Annotated in this window: 20 protein-coding genes; 9 read left to right on the top strand and 11 right to left on the bottom strand. The window is 67.5% G+C overall.

Going from position 1 to position 21,115, the window contains the following annotated elements:
* Nucleotides 1-6 precede the first annotated feature (6 nt).
* Complete coding sequence (locus TX79_RS02655) at nt 7-420, bottom strand: VOC family protein (protein ID WP_049925588.1); 414 nt, start codon at nt 418-420, stop codon at nt 7-9.
* A 142-nt stretch (nt 421-562) separates the two neighbouring features.
* Entirely contained in the window at nt 563-952 is a 390-nt protein-coding gene (locus tag TX79_RS02650) for a CopG family transcriptional regulator (protein WP_049925586.1), read from the bottom strand.
* A 251-nt stretch (nt 953-1,203) separates the two neighbouring features.
* On the opposite strand from TX79_RS02650, the gene TX79_RS02645 reads away from it, so the two are divergent.
* Nucleotides 1,204-1,455: an MTH865 family protein gene (locus TX79_RS02645; RefSeq protein WP_049925584.1), complete on the top strand. Its 252-nt coding sequence runs from the start codon at nt 1,204-1,206 to the stop codon at nt 1,453-1,455.
* A gap of 162 nt (nt 1,456-1,617) precedes the next feature.
* Complete coding sequence (locus TX79_RS02640) at nt 1,618-3,579, top strand: bacterio-opsin activator domain-containing protein (RefSeq protein ID WP_049925583.1); 1,962 nt, start codon at nt 1,618-1,620, stop codon at nt 3,577-3,579.
* A gap of 30 nt (nt 3,580-3,609) precedes the next feature.
* Here the strand turns inward: TX79_RS02640 and TX79_RS18935 are convergent, their stop codons facing one another.
* A complete protein-coding gene (locus TX79_RS18935; RefSeq protein WP_081655585.1) occupies nt 3,610-3,921 on the bottom strand; it encodes a hypothetical protein in 312 nt (103 codons plus the stop codon).
* Nucleotides 3,922-4,268: 347 nt separating this feature from the next.
* On the opposite strand from TX79_RS18935, the gene TX79_RS02630 reads away from it, so the two are divergent.
* Nucleotides 4,269-5,039, top strand: a complete 771-nt coding sequence (locus TX79_RS02630; protein ID WP_049925579.1) for a peptidase M10A and M12B matrixin and adamalysin — start codon at nt 4,269-4,271, stop codon at nt 5,037-5,039.
* A 55-nt stretch (nt 5,040-5,094) separates the two neighbouring features.
* Here TX79_RS02630 and TX79_RS02625 read toward each other — a convergent pair whose 3' ends face one another.
* The 3 genes from TX79_RS02625 to TX79_RS02615 form a co-directional block, all read right to left on the bottom strand.
* A complete protein-coding gene (locus tag TX79_RS02625) occupies nt 5,095-5,448 on the bottom strand; it encodes a winged helix-turn-helix domain-containing protein (protein ID WP_049925578.1) in 354 nt (117 codons plus the stop codon).
* A 251-nt stretch (nt 5,449-5,699) separates the two neighbouring features.
* Nucleotides 5,700-6,542 (bottom strand): trehalose-phosphatase, encoded by an 843-nt coding sequence (otsB, locus tag TX79_RS02620; RefSeq protein ID WP_049925577.1) that lies wholly within the window; start codon nt 6,540-6,542, stop codon nt 5,700-5,702.
* A complete protein-coding gene (locus TX79_RS02615; protein WP_049925576.1) occupies nt 6,539-8,188 on the bottom strand; it encodes an alpha,alpha-trehalose-phosphate synthase (UDP-forming) in 1,650 nt (549 codons plus the stop codon). Before TX79_RS02615 ends, otsB begins: the two co-directional genes overlap by 4 nt.
* Before the next feature lie 179 nt (nt 8,189-8,367).
* Between TX79_RS02615 and TX79_RS02610 the strand changes: the two genes are divergently transcribed.
* The 3 genes from TX79_RS02610 (at nt 8,368) to TX79_RS02600 (ending at nt 11,626) form a co-directional block, all read left to right on the top strand.
* The gene (locus TX79_RS02610; RefSeq protein WP_049925574.1) at nt 8,368-9,525 is read left to right on the top strand and encodes a M24 family metallopeptidase; all 1,158 of its coding nucleotides are present in this window, start codon (nt 8,368-8,370) and stop codon (nt 9,523-9,525) included.
* A 77-nt stretch (nt 9,526-9,602) separates the two neighbouring features.
* A complete protein-coding gene (locus TX79_RS02605; protein WP_049925573.1) occupies nt 9,603-10,271 on the top strand; it encodes a helix-turn-helix domain-containing protein in 669 nt (222 codons plus the stop codon).
* 59 nt (nt 10,272-10,330) lie between these two features.
* Nucleotides 10,331-11,626 carry a sensor histidine kinase gene (locus TX79_RS02600; RefSeq protein WP_081655470.1) on the top strand — a complete coding sequence of 432 codons (1,296 nt, stop codon included), beginning with the start codon at nt 10,331-10,333 and terminating at the stop codon, nt 11,624-11,626.
* Here the strand turns inward: TX79_RS02600 and TX79_RS19190 are convergent.
* From TX79_RS19190 to TX79_RS02585, 4 genes are all read right to left on the bottom strand, one after another.
* Nucleotides 11,620-11,814: a hypothetical protein gene (locus TX79_RS19190; protein ID WP_154660448.1), complete on the bottom strand. Its 195-nt coding sequence runs from the start codon at nt 11,812-11,814 to the stop codon at nt 11,620-11,622. The two genes, TX79_RS02600 and TX79_RS19190, sit on opposite strands and share 7 nt — an antisense overlap.
* 125 nt (nt 11,815-11,939) lie before the next feature.
* Nucleotides 11,940-12,608: a cytochrome c biogenesis protein CcdA gene (locus TX79_RS02595; protein WP_049925572.1), complete on the bottom strand. Its 669-nt coding sequence runs from the start codon at nt 12,606-12,608 to the stop codon at nt 11,940-11,942.
* A 1-nt stretch (nt 12,609) separates the two neighbouring features.
* On the bottom strand, nt 12,610-13,173 hold the full coding sequence (locus TX79_RS02590; RefSeq protein WP_049925571.1) for a TlpA family protein disulfide reductase: 564 nt from the start codon (nt 13,171-13,173) through the stop codon (nt 12,610-12,612).
* Nucleotides 13,174-13,175: 2 nt separating this feature from the next.
* The gene (locus TX79_RS02585; RefSeq protein ID WP_049925570.1) at nt 13,176-13,949 is read right to left on the bottom strand and encodes an SCO family protein; all 774 of its coding nucleotides are present in this window, start codon (nt 13,947-13,949) and stop codon (nt 13,176-13,178) included.
* Between the two features lie 130 nt (nt 13,950-14,079).
* Between TX79_RS02585 and TX79_RS02580 the strand changes: the two genes are divergently transcribed.
* The 3 genes from TX79_RS02580 (at nt 14,080) to TX79_RS02570 (ending at nt 18,910) form a co-directional block, all read left to right on the top strand.
* A complete protein-coding gene (locus TX79_RS02580) occupies nt 14,080-14,502 on the top strand; it encodes a universal stress protein (RefSeq protein WP_049925568.1) in 423 nt (140 codons plus the stop codon).
* Nucleotides 14,503-14,743: 241 nt separating this feature from the next.
* Nucleotides 14,744-17,869 (top strand): bacterio-opsin activator domain-containing protein, encoded by a 3,126-nt coding sequence (locus TX79_RS02575; RefSeq protein WP_049925566.1) that lies wholly within the window; start codon nt 14,744-14,746, stop codon nt 17,867-17,869.
* A gap of 342 nt (nt 17,870-18,211) precedes the next feature.
* Nucleotides 18,212-18,910 (top strand): helix-turn-helix domain-containing protein, encoded by a 699-nt coding sequence (locus TX79_RS02570; RefSeq protein WP_049925564.1) that lies wholly within the window; start codon nt 18,212-18,214, stop codon nt 18,908-18,910.
* A gap of 32 nt (nt 18,911-18,942) precedes the next feature.
* On the opposite strand, the gene TX79_RS02565 is transcribed toward TX79_RS02570, so the two are convergent.
* The gene (locus tag TX79_RS02565) at nt 18,943-21,006 is read right to left on the bottom strand and encodes a cation:proton antiporter (RefSeq protein WP_049928241.1); all 2,064 of its coding nucleotides are present in this window, start codon (nt 21,004-21,006) and stop codon (nt 18,943-18,945) included.
* Between the last annotated feature and the right edge of the window lie 109 nt (nt 21,007-21,115).

Raw genomic sequence — 21,115 nt, 5'->3', positions numbered from 1 at the left:
CGCCGTTCATTCGTCCGGTCCGACGACCTCCACCTTGATTCCCTCCGGGTCCTCGCAGTACAGCGCGTAGTAGCCGCCGGCGTAGGGGTGACGATCCTCGTAGAGCACGCTCGCGTCCGCTCGGTCGCGAACCCCGTCGGTAATGCGGTCGACCTGTTCGCGCGATCCGGCGTGAAACGCGACGTGATTCAACCCGCTCGCGCGCCGGTCGAAGGGATGGTTCGCGTTCTCGGCCCGACAGAGCACGACGTAGGTCGGCCCGTTGCGCCACGAGCGACCGCCCTCCCACTCGTCTTTCCGTTCGTACCCCAGTTCGCCGAGCAGCCAGTCCCAGAACGCGACCGCCGTCTCGAACGCGGACGCGTACAACTCGAGGTGGTGAATCCGACCGGCGGCGTCAGGATCGGCGTGGTCCTCCATACTCGATACCCGAGGTCCAGTGATGTGAACGCTTTGACGGATCGTCGGCAGAACAGCGTGCGGAACCCACTCACGGAGACGGATAGCATCGAAACGAGTCGAGAAGTTCGAAATCCGAGCGGATGCGAGAGACCGGGAGCGGTCAGGCCGATTCGTTGCGGTACGTCCCGAGCAGTTCCTCGAGGATGATACACTCCTGGTCGGTCGAGTCGTAGTGGGTGTCGATGAACCGTTCGGCGGCCTCGTAGTTGCCCCGCAGGCCGTGTTTGCGGACGGTGATGACTGCGTCGAGGAAGAACGTGCCACCGTCGGTACCCAGGGCCTTGGCGTGGTCCTCCTCGCTGATGTCGAGTTCGTGTTTGATCTCGTCGAAGTTGAACGTCTTGACGTCGTGATCGGGATTGATGAGGGTGAGAACGTACTCCGCCGAGAACCGGTAAAACTCGGATTTGCTCTCGAACATACCGTCTTGGACGAGCGTGTCGATCTCCTCGACGACCTCGTCCGGGTACCTGACGGTATCTTTGGCCATGTCCTTCACTACCTCACTGATCGCTAATTACTGTTTCGGATACGAGAGGTTTCGTGACTGTTCGCTTTGCCGTAGATAGCGGTTCGTTGGGACTGTCGCCGTCGTTCGCTCAATCAACCGGCCCCGGTTATTAAATCCTGAGACGGTCAATACGGACACCTGTGGAGGATTCCGGTCGATACCGGTCGCGTCGATCGAACGGTACAACTACCCACAAATTTATTATTTATGCACCCAAACGGCAACACGCTATGGCAGACGAAGCCGAAATCCGCGAACAAATGATCGACGCCTTCGGTGAGGCCGACTACCCCATCTCGAGTCCCATGGACCTCGTTCCCGCGCTTCCTGACGGCCCGGGCACGACGTTCGAGTCCGGCGACTTCTCGATGACGGCGATGGAACTCAACACCAAGACCTCGGGCGGTGACTTCCCGTACGACGACGTAGAGACGTTCGTCGACGACATCATCGAGGATCTCAAGGACCAGGGCGAACTGTAATCGCGAGCCCGAACGCTGGTTTTCCGGATCCGATCGTCGCTCCGAGAGGGACGACCCCGATATTTACTTTCGTGCCAACCACCAGATTTTTTATTCCACTCGGTACTCTTGAGTACGAAGGGGGCGGACGGGTGAGCAGTGATCGTATGAACACCGAAACGCATGGGACGTGAGACGAACGTGACACTGGTCGTCGTCACCGGGTCGGACCGGGACGACAGTTCCCTCGAGCGACGACTCCGAGGGGAGGGACGGTATCGGGTCCACTCGGCGTCGACCGACTCGGTGGCGGACGTCCTCGAGGGCGTCGTTTCCGACGGTATCGTTCTCGAACTGGAGCGGCCGGACGCCATCCGGAACTGCCTCGAGCAGGTTCGGGAGTTCTCGCCGGCAGTGCCGACGATCGTCGCACCTCCAGCGGGCGACGAGGCACTCGCTGCGGCGGCGGTCCGTGGCGACGCGACGGAGTACGCCCCGCTCGCGGACGACGGAGTGATCGACCGCATCGAAACCGCCGTGGTGGCCGACACCGCCGACGGGGACGAGCGTGACTACCATCGTATCATCGCGAACGAGTTGCCCGACGAGGCGTTCGTCATCGCCGCGGACGGTACCTACCTCGAGGCGAAAGCGCGACGCGAGGCGGCCGACCTGTATGGAACTTCCTCGACGGAGCTCACCGGCAACACCCTCGCGGACGCGTTCCCGCCCGAGACGGCCGAACGGCTCCAGTCCTGTCTCGAGCGGGCGATCGAGGCCGGCGAGACGCAGTCGATCGAGTACGAGGCGGAGACGAACGAAGGGACGCGATACTACGAGGCCCGCGTCGTTCCGACGGACCGGCGCATCGCCGGCCGTCGGGCGGTGGTCTGGCTGGCCCGCGACATCACCGAGCGCGCTCGGCGCGAACGCGAACTCCGGTCGCAACGGGCCGAACTCGAGACCCTCAACCGGATCAACACGCTCGGACGACGCGTCGTCGAGTCGCTGGTCGGGGCCTCCGAACGGGAGACGATCGAACGCGACGTCTGCGAGCAGATCGTCGAATCGGAGCTCTACTGTGGGAGCTGGATCGCCGAACTCGGACCCGACGGCGAACTCGTCGCCCGATCGGGGACCGGCGAGGCCACGACCTACCTCGACCAGCTTCGGGACCTCGACTGTAGCGTGGAGTGTCCGGCCACCGAGGCCGCACTCTCGGGCGACGTACGGACGGTGACACACGTCCAGGACACCGAACCGCTCCCGGAGCCGTTACAGGAGGCGGCCCACGAGGACGACGTCGACGCGGTGCTCGCCGTCCCCGTCTCCTACGACGACTCGATCTACGGCGTCCTGACGGTGCTGTCGGAACGTGCAGACGCCTTTAGCGAGAGCGAACGGGAGGCGTTCGAACTGCTCGGCGGGATGATCGGCTTTACGATCATGGCAATCAAGAACCGGGAGCTACTGCTGTCGGATTCGGTCGTGGAACTCGAGTTCCGAATCGACGGCGGCGATACGTTCTCCTTCGACCTCACCGAGCGCTACGACTGTCGGTGTTCGCTCGAGTGGACGGGCACGACTAACGACGGACGCACGTACCAGTACGTCACCGTCGAGGGACTCGAGGCCGAGACCGTTCTCGAGGAGGCGACCGACCACGACTCGATCGAGGGCTGTCGACTCATCCACGACGGCACGGAGCAGTGTACGATCGAGATGCGACTCTGCAAATCGGGCGTCCGCACCCTGACGAACCACGGGGTGACGATCCGCGACGTCCGCGTCGAGGACGGCGTCGGCACCTGCTGTGTGGAGGTCTCCCGGGACGCCGACGTGCGTGAGATCGCGGAGGCGCTCGGGGGCATCTACGAGAATACGGAACTGGTCGCCCGCCGCGTCGTCGACCGCCCGGTCCACACGGCGGCCGAACGCCGCAAACGAATCCTCGACGAACTGACCGATCGGCAACTGACGACCTTGCGGCTCGCGTACTACGGCGGTTTCTTCGAGTGGCCCCGCGAGAGCACAGGCGAGGAGATCGCCGAATCGATGGACGTCTCGCCGCCGACGATGCACCAGCACCTCCGGAAGGGGCTCAAGACGATCCTCGGCGAGTTCTTCGAGGACGGCGGAGCCTGACAGGTCCACGACTCCGCCTGCTGATCTCGTTCAGCGGTCCGAGACGAATCGACCCCGGCCTTCCCGCCGCAATGCAACCGGTGCCGGCCGTGGCCGTCCGTGCTCTACGATTCGCGCGCGGTCGCCGTCGATCCTGATCTCGACCCGGGGTGGGAGGTCGCTCGGGTCGATCCGGACCAGCGACAACAGGAGCGCCCGCTCGACCTCGATCAGCAGTCGATCCGGCTCCCGCTGTTCGAGACAGCACCGCCAGCGTCCACGCTCGAGTCGTCGATCGATCTGCCAACCGGTGTAGTACCGACGGTTGGAGCCGGCGTAGACGCCGTCGACGACGTCCGGCATCACGATCGACTCACCGCCGGCGATCGAACGGGCGTCGGGAGCGATCGACTCATGCTGTCGGATCGAACCGGCGGATCGATCATCCGCCCTCGGGTTCACACGCACGACAGTTAAGTAATCGTGACTCTCCGTATCGAACCACTGTCCACGTTCGGAGAGATTTCGCGAACCGATCACGGCCCGGAGGAATCGGGTACGACCCGTCGCGTGGACGACTTCACAGCCCGTTCCGTGTGATCGTCGAAACGACAGGTCTCGGGAGCCGGACACCCGTCCCAGCGGACAGTTCAAAAAGTCACAACATGTGAAGCGGGAGCAACTGGGACGCGCCGTCGAAACTGGCGGCCGTGAACCGACGGGCGTTACTGGGAGCGATCGGGTCGGCCACGTCGTTCGGTGCCCTCACGTACGCGACCCGGGAGGTGGTCGACGAACTCGAGGTCGCCGTCTGGCTCTCGAGCGGAGCCGCGTCGTACTCGGCCGTCGGGGTGCGCGCCGTCGAGTATCTCGAGCGGTTCCTCGACCTCGAGCACTGGTCGCTCGAGGTATCCTTCGGCGGCGTCGTACGGACTTCGACGGAGGACGGGGCCCGCGTGACGACCCGCGGCGAGTGGCCAGCGACGGTGGTTGCGGGTGGGATCGGCGGTCGGAACGTCGAGCCAGCGCGGGACGTCAACCTGCTGATCACCGACGGACAGATGTCGCAGGCACCGACCGGCTACGGAATACCGCACGTCGCCTCCGTCGGCGGTGCGCGTCACCTCGCGGACCTCGAGCCGCTCGCCGAGCTGTTCGGGGGTGTCAGTGGGGCCGACGTCGATGGAGCGATCGTTCCGGTCCGTCCGTCGACCCGGACCGTTCAGGTGTTGCTCCACGAGGTCGGTCACGCGCTCGGACTGGCCCACGAACACGGCGTCGTCTTTCGCCGCGGCGACGCGGTGGTCGCGTCGCCGATGATCAGTACCTACGCGTTCACCGACGACGTCGACCTCGATCGATCCCACTGCGGGACGGACTATCCGGACGTCACGAACCGGGACAGAAGACTGAGCCTCGCGTTCTCGGCGTGCGCACGGCGAGAACTCGAGAGCTACCGCGGTGGTCTCCGGCCGCGGTGACGCCGTCGGTCACCCGGCCGTCGTCGTTACCTCGGAGTGCTTCCTCGCGGTAGCACTACTCGTCGGCTTCGTCGTCGTTCTCGCCGCGAGCGAACGAGGCCTGGGCCTCACCGGCGTTCTCGAGGTCGCCCGCGTTGGGGCCTTCGATCAACGCCTCGAAGTCGTCGACCTCGTCGTACTGGTCCCGGTAGACGAGCGCGGCCTTGCCGAGCGACGTGATCTCGTAGAGACCGGAGCGTTCCGCCGGTCCGATCTTCTCGACGAGGCCGTAATCCTCGAGTACCGGGAGCCGCGTGTTGATGTTCTTCCGGCTCTTTCCGGTGTGTTCAGCCAGGTTCGTCGCGACGTTCCGACCCTTCTCCTCGAGCGCTTCCAAGATGAGGAAGTCAGTTGGTTGGCGAAGTTTCACGTCTGGTCACTCTCGTACCCGTCCTATATTTCCAGTGGCAACTAATACTTTCGGCCAACAGTGCAGATATGTGTCGGCCATTTCCACTATCTGTTCGAACGTACAGGCTATCTGCGGCGACATTCGGGGAGAATTTGACCGTTCGAATTGGGGACGGAATGCCGGTTTTGAGGGACTCGCTCGGCGGCCGTCGGACCGTCGTTGGGACGGACTATGGAACAGACGCCGACCGCTCTCGAGCCGCGGCCTCCTCACGCGACTGCTTTGCGTCCGGCGTCGATCGACTCGAGCCAGCCCAGGAACGCCGCGACCTCGCGCGGGGATTCGACCCGGTAGCTGGCGGCCGACGGGTCGGTGCCGCCGACCCGGACGCCGATCCCCTGCGGTTCGACGGCCCGGAACGCCGACTCGTCGGTCACGTCGTCGCCCACGTAGACGGTCACCGCTCCCGCCGGCTGGTCGGACTCGAGCAACGCGACCGCGTTGCCCTTCCCCCAGGGGATCGCGGGTTCGATCTCGAGGATCCGTTTGCCGTCCGAGAGTTCGAGGTCGTCGCCGGCCAGGCGGTCGACGATCGCGGTCGTCCGACGCCGGACGAGTGGCCGTAACGGCTCCGGAACCGACCGGAGGTGGACGGTCGCCGTGAGCCGCTTGTCCTGGAGTTCGACCCCGGGAAACGGAGCGAGCGCCGTCTTGAGGGCCACCCGGACCTCGGCGAGTCGATTCGCACGGCTTCGCGCGACCGGGTGCACCGCGATCGATCCGTTGCGGGCGAGTTCCAGGCCGTGGTTTCCCGCGTAGACGGACGGCCCCTCGATCCGGGTGCGGACGTCCGAGAGCGCCCGGCCGCTGACGATGGCCGTCCTCACGCGGGGGTCGGCCGCGATCGCCTCGAGTCTGGCCCGGCTCTCCGGGAGCGGCGTCGCCGCATCGGGATCGTCGACGATTGGCGCGAGCGTCCCGTCGAAGTCGAGACACAGCAGGAGCCGGGTGGCCGACTCGAGCGTTCCTCGGAGTTCCGACAGCCGGTCCTCGAGCGGATCGGGCGTCGAGGGGGCAGTCGCCGGCGTCGGTTCGGTCGTCTGGCCGCTCATGCTGGTGGCGTGGGCTCTCGGGAGTCGGGGTCCGGGTCGGTGTCCGGTTCTGACGCCGTCGGATCGTCGGCGTGAACGCGCCGAATCCAGGCGAACTGCGTCTCCATCCAGCGCTCGAGGTCGCCGTCGAAGACCCGGTTGCGGAGCGTCTCCATCCGGCGCTGTCGTTCCTGGATCGGCATCGAGACGGCGCGCTCGAGTTGGCGGGCGATCCCTGCTTCGTCGGTCGGATCGACCGTGAGCGCGTGGGAGCCGAGTCGTTCGTGTGCGCCGGCCCGGTCGCTCAGTAGCAACACCCCGTCGCCGTCGACGTTCGCGGCGACGTACTCCTGTGCGACGAGGTTCATCCCGTCGAGCAGCGGGTTGACGAGCATGACGTCCGCGCGGCGATACAGCGCACAGAGTTGCTCGTGTGGGACGTAGTCCTCGGTGTAGGCGATCGGGTTCCAGTCGTCGGTTCCGAACCGGCTGTTGATCCGTTCGACTTCGCTCCTGACGAGGTCGCCGTACCGGTCGTAGGCCGGGATCTCGGTCCGGGAGGGCGTCGCCTTCTGGACGAAGGTAAACTCCCCGCGCCACTCGGGGTTGCGCTGGAAGAACCGCTCGAGCGCGGCCAGCCGATCCGGAATCCCCTTCGAGTAGTCGAGCCGATCCAGTCCGAGACCGATCACGTTGGCGGGGTCGACGTCGCAGGTGTCGAGTGCCGCACGAGCCGTCGACGGGTCGAGCGTTCGAGCGTCCGCGTCGAACGACGCGGCGTCGACGCCCATCGGCGTCGCCACGACGCGCGTCGGGTCGGCTCCGTAGTGGACCAGCCGCCGCTCGCGGTCGACCGTCGCCGCCGGCAGGAACCGCTCGACGGTCGCGAGGAACTGTTCGACGTAGCGATCGACGTGGAAACTCAGGAGGTCGTTGCCCAGCAGTCCCTCGAGCAGCCGTCCGCCGGCCGGACAGCGCTGGAACGTCTCCGGCGTCGGCCACGGGATGTGCCAGAACTGTGCGACGGTCGTCGACCGGGGCGTCCGCTCCTGGACAATCCCGGGAGCGAGCGCGAAGTGATAGTCCTGGAACCAGACGACCGACTCGTCGTCGGCGTGCTCGACGACGGCGTCGGCGAACCGCTCGTTGACCGTCCGGTACCACTCGAGGTCGTTCGATCGGTTCCGAACGAGATCGGGGAACTCGTGACAGAGCGGCCAGAGCACCTGATTACTGAAGCCGTAGTAGTAGGAGTCGACGGCTTCGTCGGAGAGATCGATGCGTCGGAGCGTATACGATTCGTCCCCGGGTGGGACGGCGACGCAGTTGTGCTCGTCGGTGACGTCGAAGTCGGCCTCGCCGTCGCCCCAGGCGATCCAGGTTCCGTCGGCCGCCTGGACGACCGGGTCGAGGCCGGCCGTCAGTCCGCCCGCCGGTTCGTCGACAGTGAGTTCCTCCTCGGTCTGCTGGCCCCCGTTCCCGTCGGCGGACTCGCCTGCATCGTCCGCGTACTCGTGACGGTAGGGCTGGCGATTGGAGACGACGATCAGCGACTCCGGTGGAGTCGCTCCGTCCCGTCCGTCGTCCGAGCCGCGGCCGGAACCGTCCGTTCGTATCCGCCACGGGTGCCAGTTCGTCGACGACAAACGCTCGTCGGGAGTTCGCATTCGGCCGAAAGACACAGCCCCGGGACGGGTTGATTCACGGCCTGCATCCGCATGGGGGTCTAGTACCGATCGCCACGCCGGCCGGGGGACTCTCGTCGCGCCGGTCTCGTCGCGCCGGAAGTCTCCGACCGGCCGCCGGAACCCGAACGGTTTTCGGCCGGACCCCCGAAGCACGAGCCATGAAACCGCCGTACGAGGATCGCCTCGAGGCCTGCAGACTGGGCCTCGAGCGCGTCGACGCCGACCTCTGTGTCACCTTCCCGGGACCGAACCTGACGTACCTGACCGGGTTCGCGGAGTCGCCGTCCGAACGCCACCTCCTGTTGTTCGTTCCCCGTGCGGGCGACCCGACGATCGTCGCGCCGGAGATGTACGCGGCTCAACTGGAGTCGCTGCCGATCGCGGACCTCGCGATCGAAACCTGGGCCGACGACGACGATCCGGTCGTGCTCGTCGAGCGCGTGCTCGAGGACTACGGCCTCGAGACGGGACGCTCGCGGACCGTGTTGCTCGACGACCGCCTCTGGGAGACGTTCTCCCAGGACCTGCGATCGGTGCTGCCCGAAGCCTCGTTCGGACTCGCGAGCGCCGTCCTCGAGGACCTGCGCGTCCGAAAGGACGCGGTCGAACTGGAGGCCCTGCGACGGGCAGGGGCGATCGCGGATCGCGTCTCGCTCGAGATCCGCTCTCGGGGAACGGACCTCGTCGGCGCGACGGAAGCGGCGGTGGCCGCCGAGATCGAACGCCTGCTCGCGGCCGAGGGCGGCGGCGAACCCGCGTTCGAGACGGTCGTCGCGTCGGGACCGAACGGCGCTCGGCCGCACCACCACACCGGCGACCGCGAGATCCAGCACGGCGATCCGATCGTCCTCGATTTCGGCGCGTTCGTCGAGGCCGACCTGCCCGGCGGTACGGGCCGCTATCCCGGCGACCAGACCCGGACGATCGTCGTCGGCGACCCGCCCGAGGAGTACGAGCGGGTCCACGAGGTCGTCGCCGCGGCCCAGGCGGCCGCCGTCGAGGCGATCGAACCCGGCGTGACGGCCGGGGCGATCGACGCCGCCGCGCGCGAGGTCGTCGCCGACGCGGGCTACGGCGACGCGTTCGTCCACCGGACCGGCCACGGCGTCGGTCTCGAGGTCCACGAACCGCCCTACGTCGTCGCCGGCAACGACCGTGAACTCGAGCCGGGGATGGTCTTCAGCGTCGAACCGGGCGTCTACCTCGAAGGACGGTTCGGCGTCCGGATCGAGGACCTCGTGGTCGTCACCGAGGACGGGGCCGAACGGCTGAACGACTCGCCCCGCGGCTGGGAGAGCGGCGATCACGAACCGTAACCGACGGGCCGCTCGTCGCGTCTCGCTCGAGCGGTCCCGTGGTGGCTATTTACGCCCACGGAACCTCGGTTCGGACGATGGCTACCGAGGCTACCTTCACGGTGCCGTCCGATCAGTTCCCCCTCGGGACCGTTTTCGAGCGACTGCCGGACGCGACGGTCGAACTGGAACGGATCATCCCCGCACGGGACGTGGTGATCCCGTATTTCTGGGTTCGGGGAACGTCGGTCGACGACGTCGAGGGGGCGTTCGCCGACCATCCGGGCGTGGAACGAATCGAATTCGTCGACTCCGTCGCGGACGAGTACCTGCTGCGCGTCGAGTGGGCGCTGGATTACGACGACGTCCTGACGACGCTCACGGAGACGAAGATCGCGCTCGTCAAAGCCATCGGCACCGATCGGCGGTGGACGTTCGAGATCCGCGGCGACGCGCGATCCGACATCGCGGCCTTCCAGTCTCGCTGTCGGGAGCTGGATATCCCGATCACGCTGACGGAACTGCACGCGCTCACGCCGCTCGAGACGGCTACCGAGGAAGCACTCACCGACTCGCAGCAGGAGGCGCTGGTGCTCGCGTACAATCGCGGCTACTTCGAATCTCCCCGCGAGGTGACGATGACGGACCTCGGCGAGGAACTCGGAATCTCCCACCAGGCCGTCGCATCCCGTCTCCGGCGCGGCATCAAGCACGTCCTCGGAAGTACGCTCTCAGACGCGGAGCCCCCGTCTCGCGGAGACGGGTAAAAGGCTATTGAAAGCTCAAAAGCCACCCTCAACAGCGCTGGTGCGCTTTGTAGGTATCAATGAGGGGGAGTTCGACCGAATCGCGGAGGGATGAGACGAGCTACTGGCTGTTCGTTATCCCAGCGGCGGGCGTCACGCTACTCGTCTTCGCCGTGGGGAAGTCGGTGGCCGCGGCATCCAGCAGCGGCGGCTTCCTGGAGGCCGGACTCGATCTGCTCCTGCTCAGCGTTCCGGGACTCGTCCTCCTGGGGACCGGGCTCTGGTTACCGACGTCGTCGATCGTCCCCCAGTTCTATCGGCGAATCGTCGCGTGGACCGCCGGCGGAGTCGTCGTCATGGGGATCGTGCTCGGACTGCGCGTCCTCCATCCCGGCGTCGAGGTCGACTTCACGTTCGGCACGCAAGCCGTTCTGCTGTCGATCGGCTCCATCGCGGGGCTGGGCATCGGCGTCAACAACGCCCAGGCGCGTACCCACGCCCGAGCGCTCGAGGAACAAAACGAGACGCTCCGACGGACGGAGCGGCGACTCGAGGAGGCGAACACGCAGCTGGAAGCGTCGAACGAGCGGTTAGAACAGTTCGCCTACGCCGCGTCCCACGACCTCCAGGAGCCGCTTCGCATGGTGAGACGCTATCTGGAACTCGCCGAGCGGCGCTACGGCGAGGAACTCGACGAGAACTGCAGGGAGTTCATCGACTTCGCCGTCGACGGTGCCGAGCGGATGAGCGAGATGATCGACGGGTTGCTCGAGTACTCCCGCGTCGAAACGCAGGGGGATTCGTTCGACGCGGTCGACCTCGACGCGGTGCTCGACGACGTGCTCACCGATCTGCAGTTCAAGATCGAGGAGACCGACGCCACGATCACGCGGGAGCCGTTACCCACGGTCGAGGGTGACCGGCGGCAGCTACGCCAGCTCCTGCAGAACCTGGTGAGCAACGCGATCGAGTACAGCGGCGACGCCCCGCCACGGATACACGTGTCGGCGGCGCGAGACGGCGCGGAGTGGACGGTATCGGTCCGTGACGAAGGCATCGGTATCGATCCGGACGACGCCGACCGCATTTTCGAAATCTTTCAGCGACTGCACTCGCTCGAGGAACACGATGGCTCCGGAATCGGGCTGGCGCTGTGCAAACGAATCGTCGAGCGCCACGACGGCGAGATCCGGGTCGATTCGGAACCCGGCGAGGGAGCGACCTTCTCCGTGACGCTCGAGGCGAGTGCCGACGCGTCGAATCGCCCCTCGGCCACCGCTCGAAGCGAGAACCCGACGGGTATCCCCGGCGGTTCGGCGTCGATTCGGGAGCGAACCGAAGAGGGAGGATCGAGCGCGGACGTCGGTTGTCAGTAGAAGTAGAGTTCGAGTTCGTGACCGCAGTTCCGACAGCGGGCGTCGGTTCCGCGGAGCCGGTTTTCGTCTTCGGGGTGGGGTTCGGCCTCAGTCTCGACGATTCCGGGTCCCGGCGGGAGCGTGGCGCTTACGGTTGCGTTACAGGCGGGACAGCCGATCGACATCGGGGAACGGTTCGAGCGGGACATACCGGGAGCGTATCCGATCCTCCCCGATAGTTACCCGAGCCGTACCGTACCGTTTCGTTCCGTTTCACCGATTTCTGCGGCTGAATGGGGCCGTTTACGGCTTCCCGAACCGCGACAGGGATCCGTTAGAACGTGCTCGAGAGCGTCAGGGCGACGTAGAGCTGTCCGATCCCGGCGAGGATCATGACGACGCCCGCCAGTTGCTCGAGCCGGCGACTGTAGGCGGCGAACCGACTCGCGCCCGCGAGCAGCCCCATCCCGGTGACGACGGTCAGCGACAGCACCAGCGCGGCGACGCCCCCGACGTAGGTCGCCAGCAGAAGTGCGGCCTCGCCCGGCGGGTACGACAGCGCCTGGACGACGACCGTGACGACGATCGGCGCTACACAGCCCGCGGAAGCGACCGCGTACCCTGCCCCGAAGACGCCGAAACCCAGCACGCTCGAGCGCCGTTTCGGGAGCGGGATCGACAGCGAGCGATCCAGCCCGGCGACGACGAGGACGCCGACGAGGATCAGGACGACGCCGACGCCGATCTCGAGCCACCGGAGGTTCGCGAACACTCGGTTCCCGACCTGGAAGGCCGCTCCGAGCACCAGCGCGAGGGTGACGACGACGCCCGCCGCCGCGGCGAGGCCCCGGGCGAGCGCGCCGCCGAGCGTCGGCTCCTCGGTTCGGCTCGTGTAGAACCCGACGTAGCCGGGGAGCAACGCGTAGGCACACGGCGAGAAGAAGGTCGCGACCGCGGCCGTCCCGGCGAACGCCAGCGCCGGGAGGAGATCGGTTCCGACCATCTCAGGCCCGCTCGAGGTCGGCGCGCTCGAGTGCGCCTTCGATTCCCTCGCGGATCTCCTCGGTGTCGGCGTTACCGGTGTGCTCCCACCAGACGCGACCCTCGGGGCCGATCGCGGCCGTCTTCGGGTACGGCAGGCCGTCGTAGGTGACCGTCAGTTCGGAGACGGGGTCGTGGGCGAGCGTCCAGTCGCCGTCGTGGGATTCGAACCAGTCGACGACCGCCGATTCGGGGACGGTGTCGCCGACGGGTTCGGTCGTCACGGAGACGAACTGCACCGGCCGGTCGGCGAGCGACTCCGCGACCGTCGCGATGCGGGGATGTTTTTCGGCACAGACCGTACAGGTCGTCGCGAAGAACGTCACCACCGTCAGGCGGTCCTCGTCGGGCACGGTCAGCGTGCCGGCCTCGCTCCCCCGGGCGTCGAGCGTCTCGACCTCTACGGGGTCGTTCGGCTCGGGGGTCTCGCCCGACTCGAGCGGAGCGCCGTCGCCGAACGCGACGACGCCGCCGCCGAGGAGGACGCCGCCACCCAGCAGTCCGGCGATGAGGTCCCGTCGCCGCATGGTTATCCCTCCGCGACCGTCCTGAGGTCGTCGACGATCTCGTCGGTCGGGTAGTTTACCGCTCTCGGATAGGAGCGTTCGACGATGCCGTTCTCGTTGACCAGCAGGATCATGTCGTAGTGGGTCCCGTCGGTCGTCTCCGAATCGGTGTCCCCGCTCGCGTCGTCGTCTTCGCCGTCACCCTCGCCTCCGTGATCGTGGTCGTCGTCGGCACCGTCCTCGCCGTCTTCACCGCGGTGATCCTCGTGGTCCTCGAGTTGGACTGGGGTCCCGAACTTCTCGTATACGAGTTCGACGGCCGCTTCGTTGTCCTCCGGCCGGAGGAAGTGCCAGTTGTCGGCGTGGGGATCGATACCGACCGCGTCGGCCTCCTCCTGGAGCCGTTCGCGCGTGTCGTACTCGGGATCGAACGTGATAGCGATGAAGGCGACGTCGTCGGCGTACCCCTCTGCCTGAGCGTCCTGCTGGCCCGCGCGGAGCATCTGGAGGAGCGCCGGGCAGACGCCGTCCGGACAGGAGGTGAAGATGAACGTTATCATCATCGCCCGTTCGCCGCGGAACTGCTCGTCCGTGATCGTCTCCTCGGCGAAGGGATCGGTGACGCTGAAGGAGGGTACTTCCTCGCCGTAGATCGGGTGCGATGGGTCCCCCAGATCCCGATCGGGTGGCCCGAGGACGGCCCCTTCGGCCCCGTTCTCGAGGAACCCGTCGAGACAGCCGGCGATCCCCGCGACGGCCGTCGTCCCCGCGGCTCGCAGATACGTTCGGCGTTCCATACGCGAGTATTCGAGTCGACAGTGAAAGCCTCACTGGTGTAACCGTCGAAGCGCGAGCCCCGCGCTCCGGCGATCGGCCCCGGCAACGGCAGGTCCGGGACGTATCCGCCCACCCGTGGTACGGCCGGGCATGTACCAGGATCTGCTGTTCGCGACGGACGGTAGCGAGGGCGCACGGCGGGCCACCGAACACGCGGTCGCGCTGGCCGAGCGCCTCGGGAGCACCCTGCACGTGGTCTCGGTCGCCGAGGAGGGGCCGCACAGTTCCTCGAAACGCGACGAGATGCGCGCGGACGAAGAAGGCGAGGCGGCACAGGCGATCGAGGAGGCCCAGCGTCGCGCCGCCGACGCGAGCGTGGAGACGACCGCGACGGTGCTCGAGGGCGTGCCGCAGGAGGAGATCGTGGCGTTCGCGGAGCGCAACCCGGTCGACATGATCGTCGTCGGGACGGTCGGGCGGACCGGCCTCGATCACCTCGTGGTCGGCAGCGTCGCCGAGGAGGTCGTCCGGAACGCACCGGTTCCGGTCGTCACGGTCCGCGTCGAGGAGTAATCCGGGCTTACGACCGGATACGGGAGCGATAATTTTCCCCGTCGGACCCGAACGCGGCGACAGTGGCCGAACGCCTCGAGTCGGGTGCCCGGCGGGTGGGGAGCCGCGCGTCGGTGGGGACGCGGGCACCGAGTCACCGACCGATCGCGAACGGACAGCGACGCCGCAGCCTCGGTAATCCGACCGCCAGGATGCCGCTCGATCGGCGTGAGTGGGCCATCGGGTGCCCGGTGGGAGGTCGATGAGCGACCGCAACGCCGTCGCGCTCGGCGACGACAGTCGCGTGCTGATCGTCGGGACCTCCCCGCGAATGGACGCGACCGCCGACGCGCTCGAGTCCGTTCTCGAACCCGAGAGCGTCCTCCGATCGCGGACTGTCGCGAACGCCCTGGATCGACTGGCCGACGGCACCGTCCGGAGCGTGGTCTGTGAGTTCGATCCGGACAGCGATGAGTCGCCGCTCCAGGCACTGTCCGTCGCCCTCGAGGAGGTGCCGATCCTGGCCGTGACCGACGCCGCCGACCGCGCGCTCGAACGCGGCGCGAGCGACGTGGTCGCTCCCGACGAGTCGCCTCGCGTCCTCGCGACCCGGGTGTCGAACGTCGTCCGTGGATGGACTGCCGACGGCGAGCGTGACCGTCGCTCCCGCTCGATCCTCGCGAACGCGTCGGCCGTCGTCTGCGTCCTCGAGTCCGACGGCACCATCGCGGAGGTCAATCCCGCGGTCGAGCGCCGGTTCGGCTACACGCCGGCCGAACTCGAGTGGACGCCGCTGTCGCGACTCGTCCACCCCGAGGACCGCGAGGCCCTCCGCGAGACGCTCGAGTCGGTCGCGTCGGCGGCCGTCGGGGAGACGGAGACGACCTCGCTTCGCGTGGGTCGGACGGACGGGACCTGGGTGCGGACCGAGGTGACGGCGGCCAACCGCCTCGCGGACCCGGCGGTCGAAGGCATCGTGGCGACCGTCGCGGAGGTACCGGCCGCCGACGACGATGGGCTCGAGACGGCCATCGATCGGCTCCCAGTGGCGGTGTTCACGCTCGGATCGGAGTGGGAACTGCGGTCCTGGAACGACGCGGCCGAGGATCTGTTCGTCGGCGATCCCGAACCCGGGGCGGTCGTCTGGCAGTACCTACCCGAGACCGTCCGGAACGCGTTCTACGATCGCCTCCGTGGGGCCGCCGCGACCGACTCCGTCGTCCGATTCGGGGCCGGGTCGTCCACGGACGACGGCTACGAGGTGACGGCCGGGGCCGACGACGACGGGATCACCGTAGTGGCCCGATCGGTATCGGCCGACGAATCGCTCGAGGCAGGTCTCCCGGCGACGGATCGGGACCGACTCGCCTTGCTCGAGTCGGTCGTCGACGCGCTCGAGGACGGTATCGCGGTCCTCGATGGATCGACGATCCAGTACGCCAACGGCCCGCTGTCGACGTGGGCCGGTGGTGACCCGCTGGTCGGCCGCGACCTCGAGTCGGTGTTCGATGCGGACCTGGCCGAGACGATCCGAGAGCGGACCGCCTCGACGGTCGTCAGGTGGATGGAGCCGGTTCGGGGCCGTCTCGAGGTCGGCGGCGCGACCCGGCCGGTCGCGGTCTTCGTCGCGCCGCTGCCGGGCGACGAGCGGACCTGCTGTATCGTCCGCGACGCTCGACGGTCGTCGACGGCGGCGCTGTCGACGCTCCGGGACGCCATCGACGCGTTCGATCGGGCCGACACCCGGGCGGACGTCCGGCGAGCGGCCGTCGACGAGATCTACACGTATACGGACGCCGACGTCGTCGGCTGGTACCTCGTCGACGGACGGCTACTCCGGCCCGCCGCCGTCGCGACGAGCGACGACGCCGACGCACCGACTATCGAGTACGACGCCACGCCCCTCGTCGACCTCCTCGAGGACGACGCCGGAACCGCCCTCGAGGACGGCGAACTCCGTTCGGTGCTGTCGCGCGCCGGGGTTCGAGCGGAACGCGCCGTCGCCGTTTCGGCGGGCGACCACGGGGTCGTCGTGACCGTCAGCGCCGATCCGTTCGCCGCCGAGGAGCTGGAGACGGAGCCGCTCGAGACGGTCGTCGAATCGGCCTCGCTCGCCCTGGATCGCCTCGAGAGCCGGGATCGGGTCCAGCGCTGTCGCCGGGAACTGTCCCGCGTCGAGACGGTCGCGACCCGGGCCGAACGGATACGCGACCTCGAGCGGGAGGTGCTCGAGGCGGATCGTCGGGACCGCGTGGAACGACACCTCTGCGAGGGCGTCCGATCCCTGCTCGCCGGCGACGCCGCGTTCGCCTGGGTCGGCCACGTCGACACGGGCACCGAGACCGTCTCTCCCGTGGCGTGGGCCGGCACCGACGAGGACCGCCTCGAGTCGGCGTCGATCCCCGTCGCTGAGGACGCGACCGATCCGACGGGCAGGACGGCGGCCCGTCGCGAACTGACGGTCGTCGACGACCTCGGGAGTTCGGAACTCGCACCCGGCGATCCGGCGGCGGACTGGCTGGCGTCCCTCCGCGAGGCGGGCGTTCGCTCGGCACTCGGCGTCCCAATCGAGGCCGACGGCTTCCAGTTCGGCGTTCTGACGATCTACGCGACCGATCCGGGTGCGTTCGACGACCGTCTTCAGCGGGCCGTCCACCACCTCGCGACGGTCGCCGGCCACGCGATCGGTTCGCTCGAGCGCACGCAGGCGTTGCTCGCCGAGTCGACGACGGAACTCGAACTCGCCCTCCGAGATGCGGAACCGCTCTCGGCGGCCGTCCGTCACCTCGACCGGCCGCTCGAGGTCCGGGCGATCGTTCCACGGTCGTCGGGTGGGTCGACCGTGTACGGAACCGTCTCGAACGCCGACGAGGGGGCCGTGGAGACGCTCCCAGAATCGATCGAGGCCGTCGAGTCCGCCCGGGTCGTCGACGACGCCGGGGACGGGACGGCGATCGAACTCCGCCTCTCGGAGTCGTCCGTCGCGGAACCGATCGCGGCCCGCGGCGGCCGGCTCCGATCGCTCGAGCCGAGCGAGGGTCACACGCGACTCGTCGTGGACGTTCCCGGGACCGTCGACGTGCGCTCGTTCCTCGATGCGCTCGCGGCGACGTACCCGCGGACCGAACTGGTCGCCCGCCGCGAGCGGGAGCGATCGATCGAACCCGCTCGGCCGTTCGACGCGTCGGTGCACGAGCACCTCTCGGAACGACAGCTTCGAACCCTCGAGACGGCCTACCACGGCGGCTTCTTCGCCTGGCCCCGCGAGAGCACCGGCGAAGAGATCGCCGACTCGCTCGGCGTCTCCCAGCCGACGTTCAGTCGGCACCTCCGGACCGCCCAGCGAAAGCTGCTCGAGTTGTTGTTCGACGAGCGGCAGGCGGAGTAATTCACGCTTTCTCGCCCGCGGATCCCGTTCAGCGGAGGTGCGACGCTCGCTTCCGTGCGTTCGCTCGACGGACCGTCAGTCCCACGTGGGTTTCGCCGTGTATCCGACGTCTCCGGACCCGTATCGTGGGATTACTCCCGTTCAGCCGGCGAGTAATCGACTATTTCCTGCACCCGCGAACGATCACGAATCTGGACGGATGAATAGGTATTGACGACAGACGGCTGATCGGTTCCGTGTATAGCGTCTACGACCATGTGTTCGGGGTCGAATCGGCTACGTAATGAGCGCGTATTCGGTAACGAGCACTTACGGTCGTCCGCTCGGACGGCGGATGTCGTCGTGAGTATCGACGTCGCCGACCACGAAGTAGAGCGCTCGGCCCTCCAGTCCCAGGCCGACGGCGGTATCATCGCACAGCTCCGTCTCGACCACCCCGACCTCGTGCTCCGGCCGACCCTCCGGCGGGTCGCGGACGTCACCCTCGAGCCGGAGTACTGGACGACGATCGAGACCGGCCGGACCCTCCTGTTCGTCACCGTCTTCGGCGACACCTACGACGCCTTCGAATCGGCCCTCGAGATGGACCCGACGGTCCGCGAGCCGACGCTGCTCGACCGGTACCCCGACCGGCGCGTCTATCGGGTCGCCCTGGCCGACCACGCACGCCATCTCGTCGCCGGTACGGCCGACGCGAACGGGCGCGTCCTCGAGATCACGAGTTCCCGCGACGGCTGGCAGGTCCAACTGCGGTTCCCGAGTCGTGACGCCCTGGTCGCGTACAACGAGTACTGTCGCGACCGGGACGTTTCCGTCGCGGTCGAACACCTCCGGGTCTCCGACGACGGCGACGACGGCGTCCTCGCGCTGACCGAGAAACAGCAAGAACTGCTGTCGGTCGCCCACGAGGAAGGCTACTTCGACGTCCCGCGGGGCATCTCCCAGGACGAACTCGCGGATCGCCTCGGCGTCTCGAAGTCGGCCGTCTCTCAGCGGCTCCGACGGGCGATCGGCGAACTGTGCGACGCGACGCTCTCCTGACGCCACACCATCCCCGGCACTGTTCCGGGTCGCTACTCGTACCGCAGGTACTGGCGATCGTACTCCGGTTCGCCCTGTCGCGGGTGGATCGTGAGGAACGACTCCGGCGGCAGTCCGACCAGTTCCGACGGTAGCGACTCGAGGCGACCGTGCCAGCCGACGTCGCCGCGACGCGGCGAGATGGTGACGATCAGGTCGTCGTCCGCCGCGCGGGACTCGAGCAGCGGCAGTAACCGATCCCAGCGATCGACCGACTGGAACCCGGCGGCGACGTCCTCCTCGACGAGGCCGAACAGTTCCTCGAACTGGTGGGCCGATCCCTCGACGACGATCACCTGCAGGTCGGCACCGGTCCCGACGGCGATCCGTTTCACGAGGTGGACGGCCTCGTAGAACCCCTCGTGGTGGTCGGCACCGATCGGCACGACGACGAAAATCCGTCGGGTCGTGTTGATCGGGTGGCCGAGTCGGGAGACGAGGATCGGCAGCGTCGACCGCTCGAGCACCTGGTCGATGATGCTGCCGAACATGCGATGGCGGAAGCTCTGTCCGGCGTCCCAGCCCATGACGATCTGGTCGGCCTGGACCTCGATGGCACCCTGGACGATCCCGGAGGCGACGTTGTGGTTGACCCGGGTTTCGGTCTCGATCGGCACCTCGGCCGCGCTACCGGCCGCGGCGATCTCGTCCAGTTCCGCCTGCACCGTGGCGACCTGCTCCGGGGTCGACTCCCGCTGGTTCGGCTGGACCACGGTGAGCACGTTGACCGGTTCCGAGCCCCGGTCGCCCTTGATGAGAAACGAGAGTTCCAGCAGGCGCTGCTGTAACTCCGCGTTGTGGGACAGCGGCAACAGGATCGTCGGATCCGTCGCCCGGTCGCCCTCGTCCGCGACGTCGCGCTCGAGGGCGACGCCCCTGGCGGCGCGTTCGGTCAGCCACGGGCTGATCAGCGCCGTGACGAGCAACATCAGGACGACGGCGTTGAGCGTCGCGGAGCCGAACAGGCCGGCGTCGACGCCGAGGATCGTGATCGCGAGCGCGGCGGCGGCCTGGCCCGTCGAGAGGCCGAAGATGACGTCGCGTTCGTGGCGCGTATAGCCCTGCACTTCGGCGACGAGCCACGCCGCCGCGGCCTTCGTCACGAACATGGTTGCGATGACGACGGCCGCGATCCAGAGGGTCTGCGGCCCGTCGAAGACGACGCCGAGGTCGACGAGCATGCCGACGTGCAACAGGAAGAAGGGGATGAAGAAGGCGTTGCCGACGAACTCGATGCGGTTCATGAGGGTCCCGCCTTCGGGGATCAGCCGGTTGAGGGAGATGCCGGCGACGAACGCGCCCAGGATCGGCGCGATGTCGAGCAGTTGCGCGAGGGCCGCGGTCGCGAAGATGACCGTCATCACGAACAGGAACTCGAAGTAGCTCTCCTCGCTGACGTTCTGGAAGAACCACCGTCCCGTCGAGGGGAGGACGAACCACGTACTCCCGAACAGCAGCGCCAGCGAGAGTCCCACGTCGCCGACGAGCCAGAGCGACACGCCACCGTCGTCGACGACGCCCATGACGACGGCGAGGACGATCAGTGCGATCGTATCCGTAAAGAGGATGCCGCCGAAGACGGCCGCCACGGCCCGGTTTTTCGTCACGCCCAGGCGGTTGACGACCGGATAGGCGAGCAGCGTGTGGGAGGCAAAGACCGCCGACAGCAACATCGACGCCCACGCGTCGAAGCCGAGGATCGCGTGGCTCACGACCGTGCCGACGACGAACGGCAGGCCGAAACTCGTCAGTCCGAACAGCGCCGCGTGTTGTGGGGCTTCCCTGAAGCCACGGATGTCGACCTCGAGACCGACCGTAAACAGCAGGTAGATCAGCCCCACTTCACCGAGTAGCTCGATCGCGGCCGAGTGTTCGACGACGCCGAGCGCTCCCGGACCGACGAGTGCCCCGAAGACGACGATACCGACGATCCCGGGCTGGCCCAGCCGCTTGACGAGCAACGGACCGACCAGGAAGATCGCCATCGCGATCGCGAAGACGAACACCGGCTCCTCGAGACCCAACTCGAGCGTGGCGGGAACGTATCGTAGACTCATCTTGGATCGACGAACGCCGCCGGGATGGGCGACCCGGATCGACACGGCGGTTCGGCAGCGGTGCCGTCACGAGGGAACGGGCGTTATCGTCGGGAGACGATGGCTGGCC

The organism is Halopiger goleimassiliensis (assembly GCF_000455345.1).
GTDB classification, from domain to species: domain Archaea; phylum Halobacteriota; class Halobacteria; order Halobacteriales; family Natrialbaceae; genus Halopiger_A; species Halopiger_A goleimassiliensis.
This window is presented reverse-complemented; position numbering and strand designations above follow the sequence as displayed.

Coding starts and splice junctions, on each gene's coding strand:
- TX79_RS02650 (WP_049925586.1), bottom strand. CDS start 952: ATGGCCAAAGATACCGTCAGGTACCCGGACGAGGTCGTCGAGGAGATC.
- TX79_RS02645 (WP_049925584.1), top strand. CDS start 1,204: ATGGCAGACGAAGCCGAAATCCGCGAACAAATGATCGACGCCTTCGGT.
- TX79_RS18935 (WP_081655585.1), bottom strand. CDS start 3,921: ATGCCGGACGTCGTCGACGGCGTCTACGCCGGCTCCAACCGTCGGTAC.
- otsB (WP_049925577.1), bottom strand. CDS start 6,542: ATGAGCGGCCAGACGACCGAACCGACGCCGGCGACTGCCCCCTCGACG.
- TX79_RS02640 (WP_049925583.1), top strand. CDS start 1,618: ATGGGACGTGAGACGAACGTGACACTGGTCGTCGTCACCGGGTCGGAC.
- TX79_RS19190 (WP_154660448.1), bottom strand. CDS start 11,814: ATGTCCCGCTCGAACCGTTCCCCGATGTCGATCGGCTGTCCCGCCTGT.
- TX79_RS02590 (WP_049925571.1), bottom strand. CDS start 13,173: ATGCGGCGACGGGACCTCATCGCCGGACTGCTGGGTGGCGGCGTCCTC.
- TX79_RS02615 (WP_049925576.1), bottom strand. CDS start 8,188: ATGCGAACTCCCGACGAGCGTTTGTCGTCGACGAACTGGCACCCGTGG.
- TX79_RS02585 (WP_049925570.1), bottom strand. CDS start 13,949: ATGGAACGCCGAACGTATCTGCGAGCCGCGGGGACGACGGCCGTCGCG.
- TX79_RS02595 (WP_049925572.1), bottom strand. CDS start 12,608: ATGGTCGGAACCGATCTCCTCCCGGCGCTGGCGTTCGCCGGGACGGCC.
- TX79_RS02600 (WP_081655470.1), top strand. CDS start 10,331: ATGAGGGGGAGTTCGACCGAATCGCGGAGGGATGAGACGAGCTACTGG.
- TX79_RS02575 (WP_049925566.1), top strand. CDS start 14,744: ATGAGCGACCGCAACGCCGTCGCGCTCGGCGACGACAGTCGCGTGCTG.
- TX79_RS02565 (WP_049928241.1), bottom strand. CDS start 21,006: ATGAGTCTACGATACGTTCCCGCCACGCTCGAGTTGGGTCTCGAGGAG.
- TX79_RS02605 (WP_049925573.1), top strand. CDS start 9,603: ATGGCTACCGAGGCTACCTTCACGGTGCCGTCCGATCAGTTCCCCCTC.
- TX79_RS02610 (WP_049925574.1), top strand. CDS start 8,368: ATGAAACCGCCGTACGAGGATCGCCTCGAGGCCTGCAGACTGGGCCTC.
- TX79_RS02580 (WP_049925568.1), top strand. CDS start 14,080: ATGTACCAGGATCTGCTGTTCGCGACGGACGGTAGCGAGGGCGCACGG.
- TX79_RS02655 (WP_049925588.1), bottom strand. CDS start 420: ATGGAGGACCACGCCGATCCTGACGCCGCCGGTCGGATTCACCACCTC.